Source organism: Alicyclobacillus sp. SO9, assembly GCF_016406125.1.
In the GTDB taxonomy this organism is placed as follows: Bacteria; Bacillota; Bacilli; order Alicyclobacillales; family Alicyclobacillaceae; genus SO9.
Genome location: NZ_CP066339.1, coordinates 2,591,141 through 2,607,543, shown reverse-complemented (window position 1 = coordinate 2,607,543; position 16,403 = coordinate 2,591,141). Strand labels below are relative to the sequence as shown.

The following is a 16,403-nucleotide window of genomic DNA, read 5'->3' as shown; positions in this document are numbered from 1 at the left end:
TTGTGTGAACAAATTCATACTTGAAACAGGATGGGCTGTATGTTCAGCAGCGGATGTGAGAGATGAACCGACGTACTTCGTAGTGGAGGACGGAATCATTCAAGAAATTGGTTCAGGAACGGTCTCAGAACCAAACGGCATACCGGTCATTAAACGGCCCAATTCTGTAGCAATGCCTGGGCTGGTGAACACCCACGGACACGCGGCAATGACCTTGTTGCGTGGAGCAGGCGACGACTTGCCGTTGATGCAATGGCTTAGTGAAAAGGTTTATCCCAACGAGGCTAAACTAAACGGCGAAGCAGTTTATTGGGGAACAATGCTTGCGGCCCTGGAAATGATAATGTCCGGTACCACTACTTTTACAGATATGTATTTCTTCATGCACGATGCTGCACGAGCTGTTGAAGAAGCAGGCCTGCGCGGGGTACTCTCATGGGGAATGGTCGGTTTTTCTGAAGCAGACAGGGAAAAGGGCATTTTACAATCCACCGAATTCGCAAACCGGTGGAATGGTGCGGCCAACGGCCGAATTCGTGTCACACTCGGACCACACGCTCCGTACACATGTCCGCCTGAGTATCTGACCGAAATTGCAGAGCTTTCAACTGAACTGGATGTTCCTGTTCAAATTCATCTGTCCGAGACAAAAGGTGAAGTGGAAGACTCTATAAAGCAGTTCGGATACTCACCTATTGCCAACGCACAGCGCACTGGTTTACTGGACCGACCAGTGCTTGCAGCACACTGCGTCCATCTGTCCGAGGCTGACATTCAAATCTTACAACAACACCGTGTCCGTGTCGCACACAATCCCCAAAGCAACCTTAAACTCGGTTCTGGAGTGGCACCCGTTACAAAACTGCTCAAGGCAGGAGTGCGGGTCGGACTGGGAACGGACGGTGCCGCGAGCAATAACAATTTGGACATGTTTGAAGAGATGCGACTTGCTGCGACGCTTCACAAGGGAGTCTTAATGGATGCTACAGCTGTGACTGCGCCACAGGCATTTTCAATGGCAACTGAGGAAGGCGCCAAATGCGCGTTTCTCGAAGAGCAGCATGGCACGTTGACGAAAGGCGCACAGGCAGATATCGTGCTTCTCAGCCATGACAGCCCCCATTTTTGGCCGAACCATAATCTGCTCTCGAACATTGTGTACGCGTCTGGTGCAGATGATGTTACAGATGTGTTTGTACAGGGAAGACAACTCCTGTCAAACCGAGTGCCTCAGACCATCGATGTCGAACGCGTTCAATTCGAAGTTGGAAGAATTGAGCAACTGTTAAAATCTTAACCGCCTGTGAGCAGTCGCAGCGCAGTTTGACCCTGTTTAGGTTGCCTGCTGCATGTCGTTAGAATTTCAAGTTTTTCGTTGGCTACCCGTCAATCAATGTATTTCTGTACTCCATTCCATGGAAGACAGAAGGAGTTTCAGCCGCAAACACGCGTGCCCACAACCTGTACTCCGCTTCTCGTTCGTCGGAACCGAAATTGTCACTGAAATGGCGGTTTTTCTCCGACGCGTCCTCAGAGAATGGCGTCAAGGAGTGACTGCAACACATTGTGTCACCTCCAAAGAAAATGAATGACTTGAGGTGTACGGGTAGTATTCACTCAAATGAGCAACCCATGTGGGTACAATCTTGGAAACGGAGGGGAGATGTCTTAATGCGTATCCTTATCAGCAATGATGATGGAATCTCTGCTCCAGGAATTGTTGCACTGGCAAAAGTTGCGCAGGAACTTGGGGATGTCTATGTTGTAGCCCCTGACCGTCAGCGCAGTGCATCAAGCCATGGAATGAGTCTTCATCACACACTATACGTAGATACTGTCGATTTTCCTGTATCAGGAGTGGAGGCCTTCTCTGTCACCGGAACCCCTGTCGACTGCGTCAAATGGGGGATCTACCATTACTCCCAGCAGTCCGTTTCATTTGACGTCATGCTCTCCGGCATTAATGCAGGCTACAACCTCGCCACAGACGTGCTCTACAGCGGGACAGTGGCCGCAGCAGGGGAAGCTTCACTGCAAGGAATCCCAGCCATTGCACTCTCACTCGGAGGCGCCAGTCAGTTCGACTTTGATTCTGCAGCCAAGTCATTTCGAAACATCGCCAACGAACTGCTTCGTATATCACTTCCAGCAGATACTTTCTTAAGCGTGAACTTTCCTGCCGAGATGCCAGCGGGGAATGTCTGGCGCGCCACCCAACTGGGGGCCCGCAGCTTTCAAGATGAATTTATTCCGGTGACAGATGACGCTGGTCGAATCGGATACAGGTATGGAGGCGAAGCGCTGACGGAAGTGGAGGCAAGCGATACGGACACAGCTTGCGTGCGCGCAGGCGACATCAGCGTCAGCCCGTTACGATATCGATTTACAAACACAGAATTTCTTGATAGTCTGAAATTAAAAATCAGTTCAGTGTTGAAGTAGGTGGAGTTCCCTTTATGGAAGATAAATTAATGGTTTTAGGCACTCAGGAGTGCACCAAGACGGATGACTTGTATCAACTGGTTGATTTTCTCAATCGGAACTTGAAAGAAAAGGGTATTGTGTTTGGCTTATCACTTCATCCCGAACAATCGGATAAAGCTATTGTTACCCTTTATAAGGCATGATGCCTTTGGCTAAGTGGAAAGCCTGGCTTATTACAATTGCTGCCATCGTCGTTCTAAGCGCTGGAGCCATCTTTATGGCCCTGTACAACAACCTCAATACGGAATGGAAGTATCAGCGACAAGCCGCTCAAATCGCGCTGAATGAATCACCTGTGTTACATATCACGAGCCATTCTGTTTTTACCGATACGGTGCAAGAAGAGGTCTTCTCGGGTACTGACGCGTTTGGTACACAATGGTACGCGTTCGTATCTGGACCGCCTTGGAAGGTTCATGCAGTTCGGACCAAAAGTGTTCTCAAACAGGCACAGGTTAAAGCGATTGCAGCCAAAGCAGGTGTGCACCCCATCAGCATGCATCTCGGCTACTTGAACGGACAACATCATTCAGCAGTCACCGCGTCCAGCCAAGTAGTTTGGGAAATCTACGGCACTTCTGACACCGGAAAACGTTTGTATCTCTATTTAAATGGCGAGACTGGAAAGCAACTATGGAAATATGTGTTGTCAACATAATGCCTATATCATGGTATAATTGATGTGAAGTGGAGATAGACATACACCCATTAAATATATACGTAAATCAGGGAGGCGGGATGATTGTCTCGCATTCGTGTCGTTCCAATTATATTAGTCGCCATTGTTGCTCTAGCTATATTGTTTGGAGGCTTTCAGTTCTATCAGCATTACAACGTAGTCAGTCCAGTTCAGACAGACTTGCAAAAGGTCTCAGGTGTTAAATCGGTGCAGATTGTAACAGGAAGTCCCACTAGCGTGGACATCAAGTTAAACAAAGTTAGTGATTTGCAGTCCACTTACAAGGAGATTTCCAAAAAGGCGAGCAATGAATTGAATAGTTCGGTGAAAATTCACATTTCTGACAACGCGTCCCCAGCATTGCAAAAGGAATACGAAAACATATTTCCAGTGCTCAGCGAAGGCATTGCAAAGGGAAACTACACAGAAATGATTGCACAGGTCACAAAAACTGCCGCAAGCCACGGGATTCAGACCAAAGTCACAATGGATGCACAAGACGTGTTCGTGCAAATGACCAAAGGAAGCCACTATTTATATAAGGTCGTGCCCTATAAGTTGTGGGGAGGAGATGGGGTCTCTTGATCAAAGAACTGCTGATTGGTGTAGGCATTGCCTTCGCGCTGTTCCTGGGATATATCCACGTTATTCAGCTGATGCCGCTGTTGTTCTTGGTCGGAATGGGGGTTGCCTTATGGGTGCTTCTGCAACGCAGGAGTACAGCTCCGGCGGCAACCAAAGAGGCACCAGTAAAACACAACATCACGTTTGCGGAAATCGGCGGACAAGAACATGCAAAGCGTGAATTACAGGAAGCCCTCGATTTTCTCCGTCATCGTGAAAAAATTAAGTCCCTTGGGATTCGTCCGCTCAAGGGAATTCTGTTAACGGGGCCTCCCGGTACGGGAAAGACGCTCATGGCGAAGGCGGCAGCCACGTACACAGACTCTGTGTTCATGTCGGCATCAGGCAGTGAATTCGTCGAAATGTACGTTGGCGTCGGTGCACAGAGGATTCGCGATATGTTTCGGAGAGCTCGTACGACTGCAAAAAAGGAAAGCAAGGACAGCGCGATTATTTTCATTGATGAAATTGATGTACTTGGTGCAAGACGTGGACAACACAGCCACCAGGAGTACGATCAGACGTTAAACCAGTTGCTGACCGAAATGGATGGAATGTCTACGACGCAGTCTCCGTTAGTTCTCGTCGTGGCAGCGACAAACCGTCCGGATATGCTGGACACGGCACTGTTGCGTCCAGGTCGCTTTGACCGGCAGATTAAAGTGGATCTGCCCGACAAGGAAGGCCGATTGCATATTTTACAAATTCAAGTAAAAGGCAAGCCGCTGGCCAAAGACGTAAATTTGGAACACATTGCTCGAGAAACCTTCGGATTTTCCGGCGCACAACTCGAATCGCTCGTTAACGAAGCAGCGATTATTGCGTTACGGCAAGAAAAGACAGAAGTCACTCAGGAAATGTTTCGCGACGCTGTTGATAAGGTACTAATGGGAGAAAAAACAGGTAGAAAACCAACACCTGAGGAATTACAACGGGTAGCAGTGCACGAGTTAGGACATGCGATTATCAGTGAAGTAATGCGTCCGAAAACTGTGTCACATATTACGATTGCTCCCAGAGGGAATGCCCTCGGATTCGTACGCCAAATTCCAGAAGACGACAGGTACTTGCACACTCCGGAGCAACTTGAGGAACAAATCAATGTGGCTCTTGCAGGTTGCCTAGCTGAGGAACTTCACTATGGAAACAGAAGCACTGGAGCGCAAAATGACTTTGTCCAAGCATCAGGACTTGCAAGAACAATGGTGAAGTGCGGACTCTCACGTATTGGTATTGTGGATGAAGAGCACCTGCCTGAATCAGTCTTAGACACGGAAGTGCGTCATATATTGTCAAAGCAGGAAACGAATACACAAGAAACCTTAAAACCATTTAAGAAGGACATCGCTGACTTTGCACAGCATATCGTTGATGAAGAGTCTATCGGCGGAGCTGAGTTTCGGCAATGGCTTCAGGGGGTTTTAAATCAACATCAGATTGCGTCGGCAAAGGCTTTGCCGCTGGGCGAGTTAGGGACAGAAGTCGGATTGTAAAATCCGATAGAAGAATGAAAGAGAGAGCTAAATCAGCACAGGGAGAGAACTGTACAGGACCGTAGGGAATGCCTGTGCAGTTTTTTGTCTATTATCCAATTGGCTCGACTAATTTCTATTTGATATAATCCGAATGAACTGATTGTAGCGGAGGGACGTTCATTGGCGATAACGACAACAATTAAACACGTAGGTGAATACGAAGGACAGGCAGTTACACTTCAAGGATGGCTCTATAACAAGCGTTCCAGCGGTAAAATTCAATTTTTACAACTTCGCGACGGCACTGGCATCATTCAGTGCGTCTGTGTGCGGAGTGAAGTTGGCGAAGAGGTCTTTGAAAGAGGAGCAGGACTGACACAGGAAGCTTCCGTCATCATTACAGGAGACGTCCGTAAAGACGACAGGGCGCAAGGAGGATACGAAATTTCCGTTCGTAATATTCAACCAGTATCCCCGTCAGAAGAGTATCCAATCACCCTCAAGGAACACGGTGTCGATTTTCTACTGGACCATCGTCACCTCTGGATCCGCACACCCCGTCAGCGGGCTGTTCTGAAAATTCGTTCGGAAGTTGAACGAGCCATGATGGATTTCCTGGCTGAGAACGAATTTACACGTGTGGACCCGCCAGTACTGACACCCTCGTCTTGTGAAGATACAACTGAACTGTTTCATACGGAGTACTTTGACGAGGACGCGTACCTTACACAGAGTGGACAAATGTACGTCGAAGCGGCGTGTATGTCGTTAGGCAAGGTTTACTCAATGGGTCCCGCATTTCGGGCTGAGAAGTCCAAGACTCGCCGCCACCTGATTGAATTTTGGATGGTGGAACCAGAGATGGCCTATTGCAATCACGAAACAAACCTTCAGGTTCAGGAACAGTTTGTAGCACACATTGTTTCACACGTGATTGGGCACTGCAGCGATGAATTGAAGACCTTAGGGCGTGACATCAGCAAGCTTGAGAAAATTCAAGCGCCATTTCCACGTATCAGTTACGATGATGCAGTCACATGGCTTAAAGACCACGGTCATGACATTGAGTGGGGAGATGACTTTGGTGCCCCCCACGAGACAGCTTTGGCAGACGCATACGACAAGCCTTTGTTTGTAGAAAAGTACCCTACGAAACTAAAGGCATTTTATATGCAGCCAGATGAAAACCGGCCGGAAGTCGTTTTGTGCGCAGATCTGCTTGCTCCCGAAGGATACGGTGAAATCATTGGCGGAAGCCAACGTATTCACGACTACTCTTTGCTAAAGCAGCGGTTTGAAGAACATAATTTGCCTGCGGACACATACCAGTGGTACCTGGATTTGCGGAAATTTGGAAGTGTACCTCACTCAGGGTTTGGACTCGGATTGGAGCGCACCATCGCGTGGATTTGCGGCATTGAGCATGTACGTGAAGCAATCCCCTTTCCACGCCTTCTCTATCGCTTGTATCCGTAGAACCAGAACGCTAGAACCTGAACATAGGAGATGAACCAATGAAACCGGCAGCCAGGCAGGATGCGAACGCCGATTTTCTCTCCACACCGTTTGTGCACATTCCGTATCAGTGGTTGTTGGACTATAGTAAATTGCAGTTAAGACCAGAGGAGTTTCTCATCCTCATGCAGATTCTCGGTGCTGTTCAGGTAGAACAATCAGAATTTCTGGAACCGCAGCAATTGGCAATGAGAGCAGGACTCGATGCCCTTGCGGTCCATAACATCGTAGAACGCTTGGTCCAGCGTGATTTTCTATCAATCGGCGTCCGTCTCAACGACAACGGAACAGAGTCACACTACTATGATTTCACTCCTCTCTGGCAACGGATTAGAGGAAAACAGAGCAGTGCGCCAAAAAGCGAAGACCGCACGTGGGAAATCAATCTGGTGAATGTATTTGAACAGGAGTTGGGGCGCCCGCTCTCGAGTCTCGAATGCGAGCAAATTCGAGTCTGGTTAGAACAGGACGGGTATGCGGAGTGGCTGATTGTAGAAGCACTGCGCGAGGCCATATACGCCAATAAGTTCAGTATCAAGTACATTGACAGGGTCTTGCTCGACTGGCAGCGGCACCGCATTTTATCAAAACCGGATTTAGAACAGTATCGCCGCGGTATGAGAGAACGGTCGCAGTCGCAAAAACAGACTGCAGCGACTCAACCGCGTCGCAATGCTGCGAAAGTCAATCAGGCCAACCAAGATGGACGTTATTCAAACTTTTACAAGCTTTTTCCCGACTCATAACACTTTTGTTTATGAATAAAAAGGGGGCAGCCGAATGAATGTCTTCGTGACTGGTGGAACTGGATACGTTGGAAACAGAATTGTTGACTCTCTGTTGCATGATGGTCACCAGGTAACTCTGCTTCAGCGTCCCGGTACCACCCGGCCTACCCCATATGATGTCAAGATTGTTCACGGTGACCTGTTCTCATCGCAAACGCTGACACGAGGACTTGCCGGGGCAGACGCAGTTGTGCATCTCGTTGGCATCATACGAGAGAGAAAGCGACAAGGAATCACCATGCAACGGATACATGTGGAAGGAACAAAGCGAATCGTTGAAGCGGCGACGGCCTCAAACGTGCCGCGTATACTGCATATGAGCGCTTTGGGAGCCCGTTTGAACGCTGTGTCAGCCTACCATAAGAGCAAGTGGGAGGCAGAAGGTATTGTTCGAACTTCGGGACTTCAATACACCATTTTTCGTCCATCTGTCGTTTATGGGAAAGGGGGACCAGGGCCTGAGTTTTTAGGTCAACTCACAGACTTGGTCCGCTCTGCTCCAGTGACGCCTGTCATCGGAGACGGTCATTTTCTCTTGCAGCCAATTTCCGTTGAAACGGTGGCTGCTGCTTTTGTAAATGCCCTAGACAGACCGGAAGCCATTGGTAAAACCTACGAGTTGGGCGGACACGACACCGTCTCTTACCGAAAAATTCTCGAGCTTATTGCCAGTCGACAAAATAAATCGCTTCGGGCAGTTCGTATTCCTGTGTGGATGATGAAGGCGTTGGTGAATGCGTTTGGACGATTTCCTTGGTTTCCTCTCACCAAAGACCAACTCACAATGCTGCTTGAAGGCAATGTATGCGACGACAGTCAGAGAGCCGTCGAAGAGCTTCAGATAGCGCCAAAACCATTCGCATTGTAGTCATGAATCACTTCGCGAGTGACACACAGACAGCGTTTCAGCCACGCAGAACCACACTCGGAGCCCCACACGGGTGCGCAAGGGAGCCCGCGCACTGACAAGGATTCGTCCGAAGCACAATAATCAGAATTGCTGTAGAATGACAGGAGGTTCCATATGTCTGAACATACTCCAGATTTGAAAGCGCGATCACCTTGGTCAAATCTTCACAATCTGACTTCCATTGAAATACACCCTCTAGATACCCCAATAGAAACCGAATTACAAGTTCCCGGGAGCAAGAGTTTTACAAACCGCGCCCTTATTCTTGCGGCGCTCGCTGCAGGAACCTCAAATCTGCAAGGGATCCTCAAAAGTGACGATTCCTATTGGTGCATTGACAGTCTGAAGAAGCTGGGCATTAGAATTGAAGTGAAGGGCAACTCTGTACGCATTGAGGGCAGCGGCGGACAATGGCCGCACCAATCCGGGAAACTCTATATTGGTGCATCGGGTACTACAGCTCGATTTCTGCCAGGTGCCCTTGCCGCAGCCGAAACGGGCCAGTGGACAATTGATGCCAGCCGCAGTATGACGAAACGTCCTCTTGGACCGTTGCTCGACGCTCTGAATGCAATTGGGGCAGAAATCAAGACAACCAACAAACCTGGATATTTACCCATCACAGTCGAGGCACGCGGTCTTCAGGGCGGGGACGTATCGATTTCCGGAAGCATCTCCAGCCAGTTTCTCAGCGGATTGCTCCTGGCAAGTCCGTATGCTAAGAACCAGGTAACAATTCATGTCACAGACCCAATCGTACAACATGCCTATATTCATATTACACTTGACCTTATGCAGCAGTTCGGGGCAGAAGTACATCATGATGACAACCTGACCACGTTCACTATCCTACCGGCGCAGTACCAAGCTCAGTCGCTAGCCCTTGAAGCTGACGCCTCTACTGCGAGTTACTTTTTTGCTGTTGCAGCTTTAACGGGCGGGACTGTGACGGTCACCAACTTGAATCCGAACACGCACCAACCCGATGTCAAGTTTGTTGGAGTACTCGAAAAAATGGGGTGTAGAGTCCGTTACGGCGAGCATTCCATCACTGTGGAAGGTCCAGCACAACTAAGAGGCGGCTTCAGTGTCAGTTTTCGAGAATTCTCCGACCAAGCCCTCACGCTGGCCGCAATTGCACCGTTTGCCGACGGAATAATTGAAGTGCGTGAGGTGGAGCATATTCGAAAGCACGAATCTGACCGTGTACAAGCGGCCGTTGCGAACCTGCGCCGGCTCGGCGTTCAGTGTGAAGAGCACCAGGACGGGTTTACAGTTCACCCAGGCAGACCCCAGGCAGCAAGACTTCCGTCTTATGATGACCACCGTGTCGCCATGTCTTTTGCGCTTGTCGGCCTGCGAACAGAAGGAATTGAGGTGCTCGATCCAGGCTGTGTCTCCAAAACGTGCCCTACCTATTTTGATTTGCTTAGAGAAATCGGGATTCGCGTTACAGAGAAGTAAGGTCAATTGCGCCAAAGTGTCTCGGTGTTTGACGGAACAACCGTTTCAAGATATTCTCAGTGTAAGTGATATCTTATCATTTGTTAGTTGACCGTGTTTAGAATAGTGGAGAAAAGAGCAAATACCATGGAGACCTCATTCACAAGTGAAATTTCGTACTCACCATATATCCGTTTTTCTCGTGAACAGTGGAGCGGATTACGGGCAACAACTCCGCTGCCCATGTCAGAAGAGGAACTTGAAGTCTTGAGAGGCGTTAATGAGCAGGTGTCCCTGAGGGAAGTGTCTGAAGCCTATTTGCCGCTATCACGCCTTCTAAATTTGTATGTAGCTAAAAAACAGGAACTCTACCGTGTTACCAGCGCATTTCATGGGAACCACACTCGACAGGTTCCCTATATTATTGGCATCGCCGGGAGCGTAGCAGTGGGGAAAAGTACAACTGCCCGTATTATTCAAGCGCTGCTCGCAAGGTGGCCCAATCATCCGACGGTCGATCTCATTGCAACTGACGGATTTTTGTATCCCAATCGTGTTCTAAAAGAGCGCGGCCTAATGAAGCGCAAGGGGTTTCCGGAGAGTTATGACCGCCGCCGTCTCATCCGATTCCTAGCAGATGTGAAGTCGGGAAAACCGGAAGTTTACGCACCTGTGTACTCGCATCTTACATATGACATTGTTTCGGGGGAAGTACAAACCATTCGTCAACCTGATATTGTGATTGTCGAAGGATTAACTGTGTTACAGACGTCTGGCGACTTTGGCGCTTTGAGCGTACCCAGAATGTTCGTATCGGATTTCTTTGATTTTTCCATTTACGTAGATGCGAACGAAGCGGATATTCAACAATGGTACAAAGAACGCTTTTTAACGCTGAGAGAGACTGCTTTTCGCGATAAGAACTCATACTTTCATCAGTACGCAAGTCTGGCTAAAGACAAAGCGGAGGAAGTCGCTCAGCAAATCTGGGAGGAGATTAACCAGCCTAATCTCCGGGAAAACATTGAGCCAACAAAGTTTCGCGCACACCTTATCCTCGAAAAGGGCAGAGATCACTCTGTGCAACAGGTGAATTTACGGAAACTGTGAGGGTCCAACGATGACAATTCAATCACAGCGATTATACTACGATAAGTCATATTTAATGAGCTTTGAAGCCACAATTGAAGGACTTGCAACGTCGGATTCTCGCCTTGAAGTAGAGTTGGATAAGACCGCCTTTTATCCAACCTCCGGAGGGCAACCCCATGACAACGGGTACATAAATGGAATCCCGGTGTCAGATGTATACGTGAATGACAACGGACAAGTGATTCATCGACTGTCATGGGACACACAACTTACGGACCCTCCCCTCAAGCTTGGGCAGACTGTCTCAGGTGAGATTGAATGGGAGAGAAGATTCTATCATATGCAACACCATACTGGTCAGCATATCCTTTCTGCGTGTTTCGAACAGATACTTGAAGCACAGACCATTGGTTTTCATTTAGGGTCAGACGACGTCACAATTGATATCGATAATTCAAGCATAGATACCACTGATATTGACATAATTGAAAACAAAGCCAACGAAATCATCATGAATAACCTGCCGGTAGTTGCGCGTTTCATCGAAAACAATGAACTAAGTCTGTTTCAATTGCGAAAGCCTCCCAAAGTCTCCACTGACATTCGGATTGTCTCCATCGGTGACTTTGACAATAACGCCTGCGGCGGGACCCATGTGAAGAGCACGGCAGAAGTAGGCCTGTTAAAGATACTAAAAACAGAACGCATGAGAAAGGGACTGCGGGTTCATTTTTCGTGTGGATACAGCGCTTTTCAACGCTATCAACAGGAACACCGAATTCTGTCGAGTTTAGGAAATGCTCTGTCAGCCGGGTTTGACGATCTTCACGGCACACTCAAATCACTCCAACAAGAGCTGAAAACTACCAAGAAAAATGAAAAATTTTTCAGAAGAGAAGCCGCGCAACACCTTGGTAGAGAAGCAGCAGGAAATGCAACCTCATGCCCTTCAGGACTCGTCTATTCTGTATATCACGTGGACGGTCCCTATGGGCCCGGAGATGCTAAAGGGATTGCTTTGGCGGCCCTTACGACACTGCAGCATGCCGATGTCTCTGAAAATCCTTCAGGACACGCTGTAGGCGTCATTGCGTACGACGGGCAGAAACTGTCTCTAGCCGTCGTCAGTTCACCGAACTCAACTGTCAACTGCAATGTGGTACTAGACCGAGTACTGGAGGATTACCGCGGCAAAGGAGGCGGAAACCAAGCATCTGCGCAAGGGTCAATCCAGAATCTTCCGAGAGCTCAAGTAGATGAGGTCACCACAAAGTTCGAAACGGTGTTGTCCCAATGTTAAACTGGAAACGAAGCTCAGACAAACCACAAATTACTCTGCACGAATTCGACAGAAATTCGCCTCTGCTTTCGTTCGCAACCCGTGTCTACTGTAAGACATGGGGACATCCATGGTATGTCGCGTACAACTTTATTTCCCAGTACGCCAGATATCCTGGTTTCGTCGGCGTTGTTGCCACAACTGAAACGGGCAAAGTGGTTGCCATGGGATTCGGCGCGGATGCCTTTGAAGGGAACTGGTGGTTCGATCACGTTCAGCGCGCGGTAGGCACCAACCACCCCCAGCTTGAAGATGCATGGGTCTTGGTTGAGCTTTCGGTCTTGAAACGGTACCGCGACTGTGGGGTAGGTACTCGGATTATTCAATATCTCTTGAGCCATCAATCCCGACGTCACATTCTGCTTTCGACTCAAGTGACCAATACGGGAGCGCGCAGGTTGTACGAGCGTTTTGGCTGGATATACCTTCATGATGGCTTAATTTTTGCGGCCAATCAGGAACCATATGTGATTATGTGTAAAGACCAAAGGGGGACGGATGGTGTCAAAGAGAAAGATAAATGAGTTAACCGTAAGGGAATGGTATGCGGATTATAGAGAGATGATTTACACCTACCTCGTCTACCTAACACTGTCGACAGAAGTAGAAGAAATCGTGTCACAGGTCATCATTGAATCCGCAAAAATGTCTACATTGAAACGAACGTCCCGTCTCCACCCGCACGTACTCGTCCTCTCAACGGCTCGCGCCAGCGTCAAGAGAAAACACAGAAAAGACTCTGAACAAGGAGTTTTGACTTCCCTTAATACTGAAACCAACACCTCTGCTGAGGCCTTAAAATGGATTGCTTCCGTTTTGGCCTTACCGGAAAAGGAACGGGAAGTGTTCGTTTTACGAGAAGTATTAGGACTTGACAGCAGACAAACCAGCCAAATTGTCAAATATACTTCAATCAAAGTTGAAGACAGACTGATGCATGCATGTGCAGCCCTCCAAGACGAACTGAACAACGAGTATACAAAACAATTATTACGTAAACTGGATTCTGACCCAGACAGCTTATACGAATCCCTGCTTCCTCCGCATATTCGAAATTCACTCTTGTTTAAGACGCTGACACAAGCCCCTAATCCTGATGCCATTACGGTCATGTATCGAAAGTGGCAGCAGTCGAGAACGCGACGGAAACTGTTAGTGACCAGTTCATCGGCAGTTGCGCTCATCGCGGTCGCCGGCTTCGCAGCTTGGGCCTACAAACCCTGGGTCTACCTGCTCAGACCGGTCAACCCCTCGGCCAAAACCACAGTACTGCGCCGTCAGTATGTAAAGGGAGTAGGTTTTGTTCCGCGTTTGCCAACCGTACTTCCAAAGGGATACCATTTGCTTGAAACCACTCTTCAAGCAGGAAACCGTCCTGATCTTAGCAATGAAAAAAGCTACACCGCATTTTATTGGACCGGTACAAAGCGGCCGCCGAGTACGCTCGAAATTATTGAAAGTCAAAACTCTAATCAAATACAATTTTCTTCTGACAGCAACCCAAACAGTCACTCTGACAGGATGACGATAAACAGCGTCAAGGTGCAACTGAATTTGAATCAGCAAACCAACTTTGCAACGGCTCAGTTCCACGTTCATGGGACCTACTACACCCTCATCAATCAGGAAAGCCAAAGTCCGAATCATACCGCTACAAAGCAGCAGCTCGCACTGAAGAACTCGCAAAGGAAACAAGAAATAATAGACGTTGTGCGCTCTATGATTGTGCATCCAAAAGTCCTTACACAGCCCGTGGGGTACACCTTTGACAACTTGCATTCCTTGCAAGAACTCAGAACGAGACTGAACTTTACCCCTGTGCTCCCACAACAGATGCCGCATCTGAATGCAACCGGTACCACGCAGTTTAACGGCGTGATTGCTACTCATAAGAACCAAAAGTACGGGTCTTTTAATGTCACTTACAGGTCCAGCAATCAAATGTATACAGTCAACATTTCGGAGTCAAAAGGAAATGTAACAAACGCACTTGGCAACCCAATGGCTCAGGCTCCTCATCCTAGTCCGAATGAAAAGGCTGCAATCATTGCTGGGCAAAAGGTGTATGTACAGAATCAGATGCTCTTTTGGAAAAGTAAGCAGACAGGGGTATCCTTTCAAATCACCCTGCAAAGAACCCAAAGCTCTCTGCAACAATCAAAGGTTGATTTAAAACCAATCGCCAAGCAACTCATTCGCAAAGAGCAATCCTTGCCCGGCGGGGCTAAATAGGTTAATCAGAAGGCCGTCAAAAGGTTTAAGGGAAGTCACAAGAAGTGGATCTCGTTCTCTACTGCTATCCGCTGCCTAGGACCGCCGCCTCCGATGAGGAGGACCCGCACGTCGCCGGCCCGATTGTTTACGTCTGCGAAAGAGAGAAGTAACGAGGGCCAGAAACGCGACGATAAAAGCTGTATCAGAAAGAGCTATGAGCGCATGAAAACGCAGCCAGATGCCCACGGCACCTGTAATTCCGCTAAAGATGAGCCAAGCGCTTCGGCGAATGAGAGCATCCTGTTCATCCAGTCGTGCAAGAACGTCTTCAAGCTCCAAACGCACCGTCAACTGTCCGCTGTCTGCCTTTTGTAAGACCCGTTCCAGTGCAGCCGGTGTCCTCAGGAGCGACAACCCGGTTGCCTGAACTTGATTTAGCACTAATCCTGTAGCGGACGCCGCAGACTCGCCAAAGACATCTTCGACAAATCGCCGCAGATTTTGTTTCCATGCGGCCTCTGTTCCCTCGTCCTCATGGCTTGCCGACAGTAGCGGGAGTGCTCGTTCCCGCAAAACTTCTACCCAATTGATGTTTGGATTTAAGGTACTGATAACCCCGGCCAGCATACCCAGTGCTCGTCCCAAAAACATATATTTGGCTTGTATCACAATCGGTTCATCGTGAATAAACCGCTCAAATTCATCCATGAATTCGTCTAGTTCAGGACCCTTTCTTAATTCCAGACCGCTGATGCGATTGACCATAAAAGCCACAGCCTTTCGTAAAAAGGCCTTGTCTGCATGCGGCTGCAAAAATCCGAGACTGTCAATGGCCTCAACAACGGCATCGAAGTCCCGAAGAATAGCGGCTCTGACCAGCATGGCGAAATTCTCCACATCTTTGCGAGGAATCTCACTCATCATCCCGAAGTCAACCACGCCAAGGCGGCCGTCGGAAAGCAGCATCAAGTTTCCTGGGTGCGGATCCACATGGATGAATCCGCCCACGAGCAGCTGCGAAAGGTATGTTTTTAACAAAGTACCAGCCATCAGGGAAGGGTCATGATTCAATCGCTCATATTGATCCAAGTCCGTAATTTTATACCCTGCCAAGTATTCCATCACAAGGACTCTGCGTGTCACAAGTGTATCAGAGACACTCGGCACAACAATGTTCAACTCGTCGGCATACTGCTTTCGAAATCGACGCAGGTTCTCAGCTTCCATTTTGTAGTCCAATTCCTGCTTTACCATGGCGTTGAATTCGCGGTAAATAGCAGGCAAATTCATTCTCTTACCGAATTTTGTAAATCGGTATGCCAGTCCCGTCACTTTGCGGAGAGCAGACAAATCTATTTTGGCCAGTCGCTCAATATCCGGACGCAACACTTTGACAGCAACGGTTTCCCCGTCCGTCAAGACGGCACGGTGAACCTGTCCCAGCGAAGCAGCCGCGATGGGAGACTCATCAAAACTCTGAAAGACTGCGTCAAGCGAAGCACCTAACTCACTTTCAATCTCAGCCCGCACCGACGCAAAAGAGGCACCGGGAACAGCATCCTGTAATTGCGTTAACTCCTTGGTAAAAACCAGAGGAAGCACGTCACTGCGTGCACTGAGAAATTGACCCACCTTCACAATTAGACCTTGTAAGCTTAAGGCGGCCCGGCGCATGCGCGAACCTGCCCGCGCATAGACCCGTGCCAACGCTTCAGTCCTGCGGGCACCTTGATACCGCCGTTCAATCCAGCGTACCCGCCAATAGTCCAGCATAAATGTAAATGCAAGGCGAAATATCGCCAGCGAACGAAATAGTTGTCCCCGCACAACAAAGCTCCTT

The 16,403-nt window shown here is 48.7% G+C and carries 16 protein-coding genes; 14 read left to right on the top strand and 2 right to left on the bottom strand.

Annotated elements, in window-relative coordinates:
• The first annotated feature begins 4 nt into the window (after positions 1-4).
• A complete protein-coding gene (locus GI364_RS12030; RefSeq protein ID WP_233095763.1) occupies positions 5-1,297 on the top strand; it encodes an amidohydrolase in 1,293 nt (430 codons plus the stop codon).
• A gap of 82 nt (positions 1,298-1,379) precedes the next feature.
• Here GI364_RS12030 and GI364_RS12025 read toward each other — a convergent pair whose 3' ends face one another.
• Positions 1,380-1,565 carry a hypothetical protein gene (locus tag GI364_RS12025; RefSeq protein WP_198849548.1) on the bottom strand — a complete coding sequence of 62 codons (186 nt, stop codon included), beginning with the start codon at positions 1,563-1,565 and terminating at the stop codon, positions 1,380-1,382.
• Positions 1,566-1,671: 106 nt separating this feature from the next.
• On the opposite strand from GI364_RS12025, the gene surE reads away from it, so the two are divergent.
• The 13 genes from surE (at position 1,672) to GI364_RS11960 (ending at position 14,581) form a co-directional block, all read left to right on the top strand.
• Positions 1,672-2,442: a 5'/3'-nucleotidase SurE gene (gene surE, locus GI364_RS12020; RefSeq protein WP_198849547.1), complete on the top strand. Its 771-nt coding sequence runs from the start codon at positions 1,672-1,674 to the stop codon at positions 2,440-2,442.
• A gap of 14 nt (positions 2,443-2,456) precedes the next feature.
• On the top strand, positions 2,457-2,627 hold the full coding sequence (locus GI364_RS12015; protein WP_198849546.1) for a YpmA family protein: 171 nt from the start codon (positions 2,457-2,459) through the stop codon (positions 2,625-2,627).
• Positions 2,628-2,632: 5 nt separating this feature from the next.
• Positions 2,633-3,142 (top strand): hypothetical protein, encoded by a 510-nt coding sequence (locus GI364_RS12010; RefSeq protein WP_198849545.1) that lies wholly within the window; start codon positions 2,633-2,635, stop codon positions 3,140-3,142.
• Positions 3,143-3,226: 84 nt separating this feature from the next.
• Entirely contained in the window at positions 3,227-3,748 is a 522-nt protein-coding gene (locus tag GI364_RS12005) for a hypothetical protein (RefSeq protein ID WP_198849544.1), read from the top strand.
• A complete protein-coding gene (locus GI364_RS12000) occupies positions 3,745-5,280 on the top strand; it encodes an AAA family ATPase (protein ID WP_233095762.1) in 1,536 nt (511 codons plus the stop codon). Before GI364_RS12005 ends, GI364_RS12000 begins: the two co-directional genes overlap by 4 nt.
• 162 nt (positions 5,281-5,442) lie before the next feature.
• Positions 5,443-6,738, top strand: a complete 1,296-nt coding sequence (gene asnS, locus GI364_RS11995) for an asparagine--tRNA ligase (protein ID WP_198849543.1) — start codon at positions 5,443-5,445, stop codon at positions 6,736-6,738.
• Between the two features lie 38 nt (positions 6,739-6,776).
• Positions 6,777-7,523 (top strand): DnaD domain-containing protein, encoded by a 747-nt coding sequence (locus GI364_RS11990; RefSeq protein WP_198849542.1) that lies wholly within the window; start codon positions 6,777-6,779, stop codon positions 7,521-7,523.
• A 34-nt stretch (positions 7,524-7,557) separates the two neighbouring features.
• Positions 7,558-8,433 carry a complex I NDUFA9 subunit family protein gene (locus tag GI364_RS11985; protein WP_198849541.1) on the top strand — a complete coding sequence of 292 codons (876 nt, stop codon included), beginning with the start codon at positions 7,558-7,560 and terminating at the stop codon, positions 8,431-8,433.
• Positions 8,434-8,589: 156 nt separating this feature from the next.
• Positions 8,590-9,939: a 3-phosphoshikimate 1-carboxyvinyltransferase gene (gene aroA, locus GI364_RS11980; protein WP_198853778.1), complete on the top strand. Its 1,350-nt coding sequence runs from the start codon at positions 8,590-8,592 to the stop codon at positions 9,937-9,939.
• Positions 9,940-10,065: 126 nt separating this feature from the next.
• Complete coding sequence (coaA, locus tag GI364_RS11975) at positions 10,066-11,028, top strand: type I pantothenate kinase (protein WP_198853777.1); 963 nt, start codon at positions 10,066-10,068, stop codon at positions 11,026-11,028.
• Between the two features lie 10 nt (positions 11,029-11,038).
• Positions 11,039-12,310, top strand: a complete 1,272-nt coding sequence (locus GI364_RS11970; RefSeq protein ID WP_198853776.1) for an alanyl-tRNA editing protein — start codon at positions 11,039-11,041, stop codon at positions 12,308-12,310.
• A complete protein-coding gene (locus tag GI364_RS11965; protein ID WP_198853775.1) occupies positions 12,304-12,873 on the top strand; it encodes a GNAT family N-acetyltransferase in 570 nt (189 codons plus the stop codon). The genes GI364_RS11970 and GI364_RS11965 overlap by 7 nt, the downstream gene beginning before the upstream one ends.
• Positions 12,851-14,581, top strand: a complete 1,731-nt coding sequence (locus GI364_RS11960; protein ID WP_233096117.1) for an RNA polymerase sigma factor — start codon at positions 12,851-12,853, stop codon at positions 14,579-14,581. Before GI364_RS11965 ends, GI364_RS11960 begins: the two co-directional genes overlap by 23 nt.
• A gap of 75 nt (positions 14,582-14,656) precedes the next feature.
• On the opposite strand, the gene GI364_RS11955 is transcribed toward GI364_RS11960, so the two are convergent.
• Complete coding sequence (locus GI364_RS11955) at positions 14,657-16,390, bottom strand: ABC1 kinase family protein (RefSeq protein ID WP_198853773.1); 1,734 nt, start codon at positions 16,388-16,390, stop codon at positions 14,657-14,659.
• Between the last annotated feature and the right edge of the window lie 13 nt (positions 16,391-16,403).

Coding starts and splice junctions, on each gene's coding strand:
- GI364_RS11965 (WP_198853775.1), top strand. CDS start 12,304: ATGTTAAACTGGAAACGAAGCTCAGACAAACCACAAATTACTCTGCAC.
- GI364_RS12015 (WP_198849546.1), top strand. CDS start 2,457: ATGGAAGATAAATTAATGGTTTTAGGCACTCAGGAGTGCACCAAGACG.
- surE (WP_198849547.1), top strand. CDS start 1,672: ATGCGTATCCTTATCAGCAATGATGATGGAATCTCTGCTCCAGGAATT.
- GI364_RS12025 (WP_198849548.1), bottom strand. CDS start 1,565: ATGTGTTGCAGTCACTCCTTGACGCCATTCTCTGAGGACGCGTCGGAG.
- GI364_RS11985 (WP_198849541.1), top strand. CDS start 7,558: ATGAATGTCTTCGTGACTGGTGGAACTGGATACGTTGGAAACAGAATT.
- coaA (WP_198853777.1), top strand. CDS start 10,066: ATGGAGACCTCATTCACAAGTGAAATTTCGTACTCACCATATATCCGT.
- GI364_RS11990 (WP_198849542.1), top strand. CDS start 6,777: ATGAAACCGGCAGCCAGGCAGGATGCGAACGCCGATTTTCTCTCCACA.
- aroA (WP_198853778.1), top strand. CDS start 8,590: ATGTCTGAACATACTCCAGATTTGAAAGCGCGATCACCTTGGTCAAAT.
- GI364_RS11970 (WP_198853776.1), top strand. CDS start 11,039: ATGACAATTCAATCACAGCGATTATACTACGATAAGTCATATTTAATG.